Source organism: Streptomyces sp. SID12501 (assembly GCF_010550245.1).
Classification (GTDB): Bacteria; Actinomycetota; Actinomycetes; order Streptomycetales; family Streptomycetaceae; genus Streptomyces.
Map to the genome: position 1 here is coordinate 1 of NZ_JAAGLU010000082.1, position 10,202 is coordinate 10,202.

9 protein-coding genes and 4 pseudogenes are annotated in these 10,202 nt (G+C 68.3%); 5 read left to right on the forward strand and 8 right to left on the reverse strand.

Going from position 1 to position 10,202, the window contains the following annotated elements:
- Positions 1–105 precede the first annotated feature (105 nt).
- The 4 genes from G3I71_RS44155 to G3I71_RS44170 form a co-directional block, all read right to left on the reverse strand.
- On the reverse strand, positions 106–831 hold the full coding sequence (locus G3I71_RS44155) for an AraC family transcriptional regulator (RefSeq protein ID WP_164324414.1): 726 nt from the start codon (positions 829–831) through the stop codon (positions 106–108).
- 49 nt (positions 832–880) lie between these two features.
- Positions 881–1,600: an SDR family NAD(P)-dependent oxidoreductase gene (locus G3I71_RS44160; RefSeq protein WP_164324417.1), complete on the reverse strand. Its 720-nt coding sequence runs from the start codon at positions 1,598–1,600 to the stop codon at positions 881–883.
- Positions 1,601–1,642: 42 nt separating this feature from the next.
- On the reverse strand, positions 1,643–2,635 hold the full coding sequence (locus G3I71_RS44165; RefSeq protein WP_239149732.1) for an alcohol dehydrogenase catalytic domain-containing protein: 993 nt from the start codon (positions 2,633–2,635) through the stop codon (positions 1,643–1,645).
- A gap of 67 nt (positions 2,636–2,702) precedes the next feature.
- Positions 2,703–3,236 carry a 2,4'-dihydroxyacetophenone dioxygenase family protein gene (locus tag G3I71_RS44170; RefSeq protein ID WP_164324421.1) on the reverse strand — a complete coding sequence of 178 codons (534 nt, stop codon included), beginning with the start codon at positions 3,234–3,236 and terminating at the stop codon, positions 2,703–2,705.
- A 104-nt stretch (positions 3,237–3,340) separates the two neighbouring features.
- Here G3I71_RS44170 and G3I71_RS44175 point away from each other — a divergent pair, with 104 nt between their 5' ends.
- Positions 3,341–3,580 carry a hypothetical protein gene (locus G3I71_RS44175; protein ID WP_164324424.1) on the forward strand — a complete coding sequence of 80 codons (240 nt, stop codon included), beginning with the start codon at positions 3,341–3,343 and terminating at the stop codon, positions 3,578–3,580.
- A gap of 479 nt (positions 3,581–4,059) precedes the next feature.
- Positions 4,060–4,251, forward strand: coding sequence for a hypothetical protein (locus G3I71_RS44185; protein WP_164324429.1), 192 nt, complete (start codon positions 4,060–4,062; stop codon positions 4,249–4,251).
- Positions 4,252–4,387: 136 nt separating this feature from the next.
- Here G3I71_RS44185 and G3I71_RS44190 read toward each other — a convergent pair whose 3' ends face one another.
- Positions 4,388–5,248, reverse strand: a complete 861-nt coding sequence (locus G3I71_RS44190; protein ID WP_164324431.1) for a hypothetical protein — start codon at positions 5,246–5,248, stop codon at positions 4,388–4,390.
- 341 nt (positions 5,249–5,589) lie between these two features.
- Positions 5,590–5,971, reverse strand: a pseudogene (locus tag G3I71_RS44195) (transposase family protein); the annotation flags it as partial.
- A 278-nt stretch (positions 5,972–6,249) separates the two neighbouring features.
- Between G3I71_RS44195 and G3I71_RS44200 the strand changes: the two are divergent.
- Together G3I71_RS44200 and G3I71_RS44205 are read left to right on the forward strand one after the other, a co-directional pair.
- A complete protein-coding gene (locus G3I71_RS44200; RefSeq protein WP_239149733.1) occupies positions 6,250–6,408 on the forward strand; it encodes a hypothetical protein in 159 nt (52 codons plus the stop codon).
- A 435-nt stretch (positions 6,409–6,843) separates the two neighbouring features.
- Positions 6,844–7,661: pseudogene (locus tag G3I71_RS44205) on the forward strand (transposase family protein).
- A gap of 191 nt (positions 7,662–7,852) precedes the next feature.
- Here the strand turns inward: G3I71_RS44205 and G3I71_RS44210 are convergent.
- Together G3I71_RS44210 and G3I71_RS44215 are read right to left on the reverse strand one after the other, a co-directional pair.
- Positions 7,853–8,067: pseudogene (locus G3I71_RS44210) on the reverse strand (DUF6009 family protein); the annotation flags it as partial.
- Between the two features lie 261 nt (positions 8,068–8,328).
- Positions 8,329–8,544: a DUF6243 family protein gene (locus tag G3I71_RS44215; RefSeq protein ID WP_343243275.1), complete on the reverse strand. Its 216-nt coding sequence runs from the start codon at positions 8,542–8,544 to the stop codon at positions 8,329–8,331.
- Positions 8,545–8,938: 394 nt separating this feature from the next.
- Here G3I71_RS44215 and G3I71_RS44220 point away from each other — a divergent pair.
- Positions 8,939–10,080: pseudogene (locus tag G3I71_RS44220) on the forward strand (IS1380 family transposase); the annotation flags it as partial.
- Positions 10,081–10,202 lie beyond the last annotated feature (122 nt).

Below are 10,202 nucleotides of genomic sequence, written 5' to 3' on the forward strand. Positions count from 1 at the left end.
TACTCCGGCCGCACCTCGGCGACCATGCGGACGGCTCGTTTGCGCAGCTCAAGCGGGTACCGGGAAGGACGTGCCATGACTCGATCCTCTCAAATGATCGAGTCCCTACCGAACCCGGAACGGTTCAGAGAGCCTGGGGTCGTGCAGGTGCCGGTCGATGTAGTCGTCGGCCACGATGAGTTGAGACCGGTAGGCGTCGGGCCCCGGCCTTCCTCCCGTACGCTCCTCGGCGAGTTGCCTGAGCAGGTCGAGCACGGCCCCCTCGACGGCGTCGGCGGGACCGTACGCCCCGCCCCGCGGCGCGGTCAGCCCCGTGAGCCGGGAACTCAGCGCGGCCACGAGTGCGCCCTCCCGTGCCGTGCCCCGCCCAAGCAGCATCGGCCCGGGCAACCCGTCTCCCACACCCGCCTGCATGAACAGGTCACGCGGCACATCCACCAGGATCTGGCGTATCGAGGAGGAGAACCCGAACAGATACGGCCTTCGGGTGTCGTAGAGGAACAACTCGCCCGCGGTGGCCGCCAGGCAGCCGTTCTCGTGCAGGAACACCGCCTCTCCCTTGAGCAGGAGAGTCGCGAACACCGAGTCCTTGGGCGCCGACCTGACCGTCTGCGGGCTGCGCTCGATGGCGTGGGCGTTGCCGGAGATGTCGGCGAGGCGCAGAGCGCCCAGCTCGATGTTGGTCTGACTGGCCAGGAGGCCCTGCTCGGAGTAGGAGGTGCAGGACAGGCCCACCAGCGCCCTGCGGTTGTAGTCCTCCCAGTAGTGGATGCGCTCGGCGGGTGCGATGTGCTCGGTGGTGGCCCTGGAGATCACGGAGGGGGCGGACACGTGACCTCCCACGGTCGTGCATGTCAGGGGGCTCAGCCTAGGTGATGGGTCATACGGCCAGATAGCCTCCGTCCACGGGGAGGACCGCACCGGTGACGTACGAGGCCGCCGCCGAGCACAGGAACGCGACGGCCGAGGCGACCTCGTGCGGCTGCCCGAGCCGCCCGGCCGGGATGCGGGCCAGTACCCGGGCCGTGGCCTCGGGATCGTCGAGCAGCCCCCGGGCCAGTGGGGTGAGCACGAAGCCCGGCGCGACGGCATTGACCCTGATGTCGTCGGCGGCGTACTCGGCGGCCAGCGACTTCGTCAGCTGGGACACGCCGCCCTTGCTCGCGCTGTACGCGGGGCGGTCCCTGCTGCCGAAGAAGGCGAACATCGACGAGACGTTCACGATGGTGCCGCCGCTCACGGCCAGGGCCGGGCGGGCGGCCTGACAGGCGGCCATGGTGGCGGTGAGGTTGATCTCGATGACCCGCTGCCAGCGGGCGAGTTCGTACTCCTCGCGGTCGTGGCTGACGCCCGCACAGTTCACCAGGACGTCCAGCGGCCTGTCCGTGGCCAGCAGGCCGGTCAGCCCGGCGCGGTCGAGCACGTCGTGCTCCACGACCCGGACGCGCGGGTGGTCGGGCAGGTCGGCGGGATCGGCGGGCGGCAGGCCGAGCGCGATCACCTCGGCGCCCAGCTCGGCGAGGAGGACGGCCGTGGCCGCGCCGATCCCCGAGGTGCCACCGGTCACGAACGCCCGCCGCCCCACGAACTCGCCGCTCACCGGCGCCGACCTCCTGGTCGTACCAGCACTTTGACCTGCTCCTCACCGCGCAGCAGCGCCTCGAATCCGTCCCGTACGACGTGCTCCAGAGCGATGGTCGAGGTGACGATCCCCGCCAGGTCCACGCCTTCTTCCGCCACCATGCGGATCAGCTCTGGATAGGCGTCGCGGTATCCCACGCTGGTCATGATCGTCTGCTCGTTGTTCACCAGGGCGAAGGCGTCCAGGCGGACCGTGCCCGTCAGGCCGAGGAAACATCACCCGACCGCCCCGCCGGGTGGCGGCCAGGCAGGCACGCAAGGTGTCCTCCGAGCCGACCGCCTCGAACACGAGATCCGCTCCCTCGCCGCCGACCACGTCGGCGAGGTCCGCGCCGGTCTCGGCGGCTCCCAGGCGCAGCGCCAGCTCGCGACGGGCCGAGGACCGGTCGGCGGCGACGATGCGCCCGGCGCCGTACCGGGCCGCGAGCTGGGTCACGAGCAGCCCGATGGGGCCCAGCCCGAGGACGGCGACGCTCTCTCCGGGGCGGATTCCGGCCCGCCGTACCGCGTGCAGGGCGACAGCAGCCGGTTCGAACACCGCCGCCTGCTCCAGGGAGACCTGCTCGGGCAGCCTGTGCAGCATGTACGCGGGTACGGTGGTGTGCTCGGCCAGCCCGCCGTGCCCCATGAGCCCGGCGAACCCGAAATGCCGGCAGATGTTGTACTCCCCCGCGAGGCATCGAGGGCAGTTGCCGCAGCGGTAGTGCGGCTCCACCGCCACCCGCTCCCCCGGGCTGACACCAGTCACACCGCCGCCCACCTGGGTGACGGTTCCGCAGAACTCGTGCCCCAGGACGATCGGGGCGGCCACGCCGGACTCCGGGTGCGGGTCGCCCACGGGGATGGCATGCGGCCCGTCCGCATACTCGTGCAGGTCACTGCCGCAGATCCCGCAGTAGGCGACCTCGATCGTCACCTCGCCGGGCCCGGGCGGCGTCATCGGCACGTTTTCGACGCGGACGTCCTTGGCTCCGTACCAGACCGCTGCCCTCATACGGTCCCCTCACGACCGGTGTCCGGCGGGACGACGGTCGCTGTCGTCCCGCTCTCCGTCATGTCGCTCACCGGAACAGGGAGTTGACGTAGTCGGCGCCGAGCCCGACCTTCTCGTAGTGCTCGCGGCACATCTTGATGTAGTCGTGCACGTCGAAGAAGCCGTCGGGCTCGCCGTTCTCGTCCAGCCACACGAGAGGGCCCTTCACGATGAAGAACGCCTTCATCGGCTCGCCGCTCTCATAGGCGACCAGCGTGTGGCCCTCGCCCGGGGCCTCGTAGACGAAGTCGCCCGCGGTCGCCGTCCAGGGCCGCTCCAGATAGCCCCACTTGCCGGAGATCGTGTACGCGAACACCTCGTGCGGGTGGTAGTGCCGGTTGACCAGCCCCGCCTCCTTGGCCCGCAGGATGTCGGCCCAGCTGTTGTCCTTGACGTTGATCCACAGAGGGCGGGAGCCGACGGTCTCGGTGAACGGCACGTAGTAGCGGTCGTCGTCCGTGGCGACCTTGGACAGATAGACCTCGGGGAGGGCGTCGGGGCGGAAGGAGTTCTCGATCGGCCTGAGGTCCTTCCAGAACTCTCCGGCGGGCGTGTCGGGCATGCGGGGCCTCTTTCGTCGCGGGTCTCCCGGAGTGAACCCCGACCGGACCACGGGCGTCTTTCACCTGGCAGACCTGACCGCTTGCAAATTCCGGACATACATCGGTGACGGGCACGACCAGGCTCGCGTCCGCCGTAACGGCAACGGCGGACTGGCAGGCCGACATGGCAGAGGGCGACATGTACGCAGGTGATCTGCTGTCCGCAGTCATCACCAGGAGCCCCGCAGTTTGGGGCGACTCTGCCGAACTCAGGCACGAGCTCCGCCTGATTGTCTCGAGGCTGGTAGACCTGCCGTCCTTCCTCCAGCAGGACGTCGAGCGGTTCCTGGCTGCAGGCTGCTGACGCCCGAGCTCCCCCAACGCCAGCACATGGACCGGCCTACGGGACTTGCCGCAGGAGCGGGCGGGGACCCGGCCGTGTTGCCGGTCGGCCTCGGGTGAGGCGACGGACCATGATGCCGATCATCGCCCAGCGGATCATGGTTTCCGAGCGGGCCGGACTGGTCTCGCAGTCCCGAGCCAGACGTCGCTGGGCGTGACCCATGAGGCACAAGGTCCGCTCGACCGCCCACCGCTTGCGCTGGACCTGAAAACCTCGCCGGCCGGGTTCCTCGCGGACGATCTCCAGCTCACGGCCGAGAATCGAGGCGGCCCAGTCGACCAGATGGCCGACGAAGCCCTGACCCGCCCAGACCTTCCTACAACGGCCGCGCCTACGTCTACGGCGCGGGGACCTCGAATGACGACTGATACGACTTCGGTAACGGAACCAAGACCGCAACCGAGACCTGGCAGAGAGAGCGGAGCCAGCCGATTGACGGGGTGGTCGGCAAGGACACCTTCAAGTTCGCGTCGTACCGGGTGGCCGACTCTGATTACGACGGTGGCGTTGACCACTACAACGGCAACAGGTACACCATCAACATGACCCGTGACGGTGAGGGCCGGTACAACTTCTACTACGGCGACGGCATCAAACGGCTCGCCGGCTATGACTACCGCACCTGCAGCTGACCCCGCCTTCTGAGCGTTGAGCGCACCATGCCTGTCCTCCCCTGCAGAGGACAGGCACACCCAGCGTTGGCCGGTGAGCTCTTCCCGTCGTGGTCCGGCCCTCCGACGGAGACAGGGCGCCACGAAATGGAACGAGTCATGGACGGGCCGGACCAGCCGTCACACTGAGTCGATCATGGGCATGCCGGGCGACGGTGTACTCGTCGAATCCCGCCCACCGCCACAGCCGGCGCAGCGGGTGCGGGCGGTCTTCGACATCGAGGTCGGGATGGTCGACGGCATGCCGAACGGCCGCGGCGAGGAGCCTATGCCGTAGTTTGCCGAGAATCCGGCCCCAGTCGGCACTTTTGTAGTTCAGGTCCCAGGCGACGCTGGGTCTGAAGTCGGCGTGGTGCAGCTCGCGGCCCCAGCGCAGGACGAACTCCGCGCGCGGTTCCCAGTTCACCGGTGCGGGCGGGCTTCGCACGAACAGCCAGAATTCGTTCAGCCGGCCGTCCGCGAGCAGTTCACGCAACGGCCGATGTCCAGAAGGAGGCGTGGTGAGGGAATCCAAGGGGGCGGCGGACTGCGGCTGACCACGATGCGGCCACCGGGGTGGTGGGCCGCAGAGCAGGCGCATGATCATCTCGGTGTACTCGGCGTCCCATGCGGCAGGGCCGCCCGGCGTCGACGGGCCCCGGGCCGCAAGGAGGAGTCGGACGCGTTCGGCGAGCGCCTCGTTGACGCAGTACGTGAACCACACGAAGCGTCCGAGCCGACGTGCCGATCTCCCCAGAAAGATGTGCTCTGTCCACGCTCGGGCACCGTCCTCACCGTGCAGGACGAGGACGTTGTTGTCGCGCGGCGCGTTGTCCCGTGACCGGCGGCGGGGGATGTCCAGGACCAGCAGCGAGTCCAACGCGAACCGCGTCGTGCGGCCCCAGGGCAGGAGCCAGGCCCTCCGCGTCAGTTCGACAGCGTAGCCGTCGAACTCGAATATGGTCCAGCATGTGCTCACGCGTAGCGGCGTAGCCGGCGGCGCACCAGGATCGCGGGGTAGAGGCACCCCGGCAGTATGACCAACCGGCGGATGCGCCGGGAAGCTCTAAGACCCTGACGCAATGCCCCCGCTCTACCAGCCGACCCCGCCTTGCCACCACGAACCCGCCGGGAAACCCCCAGGCTCGCGGCGGTCTCCTCGATAAAGCACCGCACCCGGTCAGCACAGCTTTGGGGCGGTCACGTGACGTCTGCTACAACGGCTTGGCGAGGTGCTCGATCGCGGGCTCCACTCGGTGTGCGGCACGCTCCGGTTGCCACACTCGCGCGGAGCGCGTCAGTGAGTCTTTTCCATGCTCGGCTTGAGCTGGCCGGATGGAGGGTGCGGACGGCTTGGACGAGGCTGGTGATCCGGGTCGTGGAGCAGCGGAGTCTACGGAGGATCCGCCAGGACTTGAGGGTGGCGATGGCCTGTTCGATCAGTGCCCGGGCCTTCGCGTGGGACCGGTTGACGGCTTGCTGACCGACGGAGAGGCGGTCCCACCGGCCGCGGTAAGGGAGGCGGACCGTGCCGCCTGCGCCCTGGTGGCCCTTGTCCGCCCAGCAGGTGATGCCGGCCTCGGCGAGAGCGTCGATGATGCCGTGCTCGCGGGCCGCCCAGGACGTCATGGACGGCGCCGGTCAGCGCCGGTGAAGCCCACCGCAGACGCCCCTTGGAGTCGGCTATGACCTGCACGTTCATGGCTCAGTGTACGGCTGGCAGCTGCTTTGCCCCGCCCCGGCCGGTGAACTACGTATTCGACTACGTAGTTCTACTGGAGACTCCGGAAGGCAGCGTTGGGAGACTCGCCCCATGAGCTTCCTGACGGAGCCGTGGTGTCACGCCGGGGAGCTTGCTGCCTCCCTACTGGGCAACCGTCGCCAGCGGTCCAACGGGTAGCGAACGCTGTCCAGTCAATAGAGCCCAGCTGAGTATTGGAGAGTCCTCCGTTGGTTTCCAAGATTCGTGTCCTTCTGGGCATGCTCGTGCTCCTGGCGCTGGCCATCGGCGCCATCGTCCTGCTCGCGGCCATGAAAGCCGATGCTGCCTGGTTCACGATCGTCCCTCTCGGCATCCTCTTTATCGGCGCGTCCGTCGTCCAGTCGCTCGGATGGTTCGGCAAAAAGGCCGGTGACTGACCTGGCGGTCGCAGGTCGGGGTGGGTCTCCGAGTGGATGACCACGCGGGTGAGGTCACCGGCACGTAGGGCACACAGTTCTCCTGCAGCGCTCTTCTCACGGGGCAACAGCAGGTCCGTCCGCCCGGCTCATCCGGGTGTCGCCAACCAGCCAGTCTGCAACCTTCCTGCTCAACTGATCGCGGGCATGGCTGACCGACGCCGCCCATGTCGGACGGGCAGTTCATGGGAGGGAGAGGCAGGCGCGAGGTGTGCCGGGACGACGAACGGGATTATCAGCGCGTCTCCGCCCGGTGTTCGCGCGTTCTGACGTTTCTGTCGGACAGAGAGCCGGTTCCAACCTCGTCTGCCGGATGGGCAGTTGGCCTGGCGGACGGATGAAGCCTCTGGTAGATGGATTTTCAAACAAGAGAACCGTCTCCACCAGAGGCTTCGTATGATTGTCTACCCGTCCTGCGCCGACGTGTCCTGCCCTGCCCTGCCCTGCCCTCCGCTTCCTCGCTGTCCGCCTGAGGGAACACCGTCGTGTTCTCGGTACCTGATGGCGGCGCCTGAGCAGGGGCCAGCAGGCCTTGCTCACCCTCGTCCACCTCCGCAACGGCCAGCCGTATGCTCAGCTCGCGGCCGGTTTCGGGGTCGGCACCACCACCGTCTGCCGCTACGTCACCGAGGCCGTCGAGCTCCTGGCCTCCCTCGCCCCCACGCTCGCCGAAGCAGTACGGGCCGCATCGATGAAGGCGTAACTGATCCTGGACGGGACGCTCCTGTCGATCGACCGGATCGCCGCCGACCGTCCCTTCTGCTCGGGAAAACACAAGAAACACGGCATTGACGTGCAGGTCATAGCCGACCGCAAGGGGCGTCTGCGGTGGGCTTCACCGGCGCTGACCGGCGCCGTCCATGACGTCCTGGGCGGCCCGCGAGCACGGCATCATCGACGCTCTCGCCGAGGCCGGCATCACCTGCTGGGCGGACAAGGGCCACCAGGGCGCAGGCGGCACGGTCCGCCTCCCTTACCGCGGCCGGTGGGACCGCCTCTCCGTCGGTCAGCAAGCCGTCAACCGGTCCCACGCGAAGGCCCGGGCACTGATCGAACAGGCCATCGCCACCCTCAAGTCCTGGCGGATCCTCCGTAGACTCCGCTGCTCCACGACCCGGATCACCAGCCTCGTCCAAGCCGTCCGCACCCTCCATCCGGCCAGCTCAAACCGAGCATGGAAAAGACTCCCTACGTTGTACTGCGGGACGTGGTGAACCCCTCGTATGGTTCACCCACCCAGGGGCGCCGCCGGGTCAACGTCCTCTGGGCCCTCCTGCGCGATCGACGGACTTACGAAGACGTGCCGCCCACCGCTCTCGCAGCTTGACAGACAGCATGAGGAATCAGTGTCCGCGAACCACCTGCCATAGGGACCCCACCCCTCAGAGCGACCAAAGCCCGTCGTTCAACTGCCGTCCTGGAAGACGTCGTTGAGGTGCGAGAGGGCATACAGCGGGAGCGTTATCCCCAGCTCCTGCATGGCCGTCGAAGGCGCGCCGCCTTCGGAGCGCTCGGTCCTGTAGCCCTGACGCGGGGTTCGAGGGTGCGGGGGTCGACGCCTTCGGCAGGGGCGCTCTTCGCGTAAGTAAAGCCGTCGGGCTGGCTGTCGCGGCCGTGAGGCCGGTTCGGCGCCACGGGTGGCACACGGTGCTCCAGCTTCGCCTCGATCACGTGCTCCAGGGTCTCGGTGTACCGGTCCACGGCGAACTCCACGTCGTCGATGCCGTCGCGGGTCATGGAGTGCCGGGTGGTCAGTCGAGACGCGGGTGGTCGGACGAGAGCTGAGTGCGACCGGTGGCACCCGGTACGGCCGCAGGGCCCGGACCGCGCGTCGCGGTCCGGGCCCTGCCCCGTGCGGTGCCGCCCTGCGGCGGCGGTACGTCAGCTCTTTGCAGTATCGTCGCCCGCCTGCCCGGCACCCTCAGCTGAGCCTGTCTTCTCGCGCATCTTCCGTACCAGCTCCGCCTTCTGGTCGGCTGCACCCTGGCGGTCGAGGTTGCGGTAGGGACCGTTGTTCTGCCGTTCGGCGCGGGACAGCTTCTTGCGCTGGCCACCGCCCATGCCCACAGGGTTGTTGATGTTCTTGCTCACGGTCACGGGTTCTCCCGGTAATGATGTGAAGTGATCTACGGATTCATCGGTGGGGGACGGGCGGCGACATCGAAGGACGTCAGCAGGGGCCCATCACGCTCTCACTCGTAAATCGGTGTCTGGAAGAACATGACAAAGACGTTACCCGGTTCCGTCGGCTCCGCACACCAGCCTAGTGCCGCATCAACCAACTTTCGCCCCTGCCGTGGCGTGCCCTGCCGTGACGTGCCGTCCGGAGTACGAACCCAGGCAGCGAGTGTCCGCCATGCTGTCTTCGTTGCTGAGCGTGTACGGGTGCGCGAGATCGATGACGACGAAGGGCAGCGGCTGCTGCAGATCGTACGCCGGGCACCGGGGCGGTGCTGGCCTGGCGGCGGACCCACATAGTGCTGCTTACCGGACGGTCCGCGCGTCCGGCCTGGACACCGCGATATCGGCGGTAATGGCGCCGTGGCGCAAGCCGCGAACGGTGCACGATCCGGGCAGGATCCTTCTGGATGTGGCCCTGGCCGTCCCACTCGGCGGAGACTGCCTGGCCGACATCGGCATGCTGCGGGCCGAGCCCGACGTGTTCGGCCCGTCGCCTCCGATCCGACGGTCTCGCGTCTCGTCGACGCTCTGGCCGCAGCCGGCCCGAAGGCCCTCACCGCGCTCCGGTCGACGCGGGCAGAAGTGCGTTCGCGGATCTGGGAGTTGGCCGATGGAGACGGTCCGGCCGCCGACGGCACCGTGATCGTGGACATCGACGGCGTGCTGGTCCTGACGCACTCCGAGAAGCAGGACGCCACCGCGACCTGGAAGAAGACCTTCGGCCACCATCCGCTCGTCGCGTTCGTCGACCACGGCCCGGCCGGTTCCGGAGAGCCGGTGGCCACGCTACTGAGGCCCGGCAACGCCGGCTCCAACACCGCGAGCGACCACATCACCATCGCTGGGCTCGCCCTGGCCCAACTGCCCAGACACCTGCGGCGGGACCGGCAGACCTTGATCCGCACCGACTCCGCAGGCGGCACCCCCACCTTCCTCGACTGGCTCTCCCCGCCCGGCCGGTGGCTGTCGTACTCCGTCGGCATGACCAGCACCGACACCGTCCACCAGGCCGTCCTGAAGATCCCGAAGAAGGCGTGGACACCGGCCTACGACGCCGGCGGCACCGAACGCCCCGGCGCCTGGAGCACGGAGATCACCGGCATCCCCGACCTGAGCACCTGGCCGAAGGGACTGTGGCTGGTCGTCCGCAAGGAACGGCCTCACCTCGGCGCCCAGTTGCGCTTCGCCGACCTCGACGGACAGCGGCTGACATGCTTCGCGACCAACACCGAAGGCGGCCAGCTCGCCGACCTCGAACTACGCCACCGCAGACGGGACCGCCGCGAGGACCGCATCCGAGGCGCCCGCACCACCGGCCTGCGCAACCTCCCCCTGCACGACACCGCACAGAACCGGATCTGGCTGGAGATCGTCTCCCCCGCACTCGACCTCCTCGCCTGGATGCCGATGCTCGCCCCGACCGGCCGAACCCGCCGCTGGGAACCTAAGAAGCCGTATCTCAACCGATCATGGAACGTGCGGGTCGAACAGGGTTCCTGGTCGGGTGATCTTCCCGTTGTACGCGCGTAAAGACAGGGCCTCTCGGTAGCTCGGGGATGCGAATCTGACCGAGC

What these genes read in the sequence shown, in the direction of transcription:
- G3I71_RS44170 (WP_164324421.1), bottom strand. Translation starts at nt 3,236, where the DNA reads ATGCCCGACACGCCCGCCGGAGAGTTCTGGAAGGACCTCAGGCCGATC.
- G3I71_RS44165 (WP_239149732.1), bottom strand. Translation starts at nt 2,635, where the DNA reads ATGAGGGCAGCGGTCTGGTACGGAGCCAAGGACGTCCGCGTCGAAAAC.
- G3I71_RS44200 (WP_239149733.1), top strand. Translation starts at nt 6,250, where the DNA reads ATGCTCGTGCTCCTGGCGCTGGCCATCGGCGCCATCGTCCTGCTCGCG.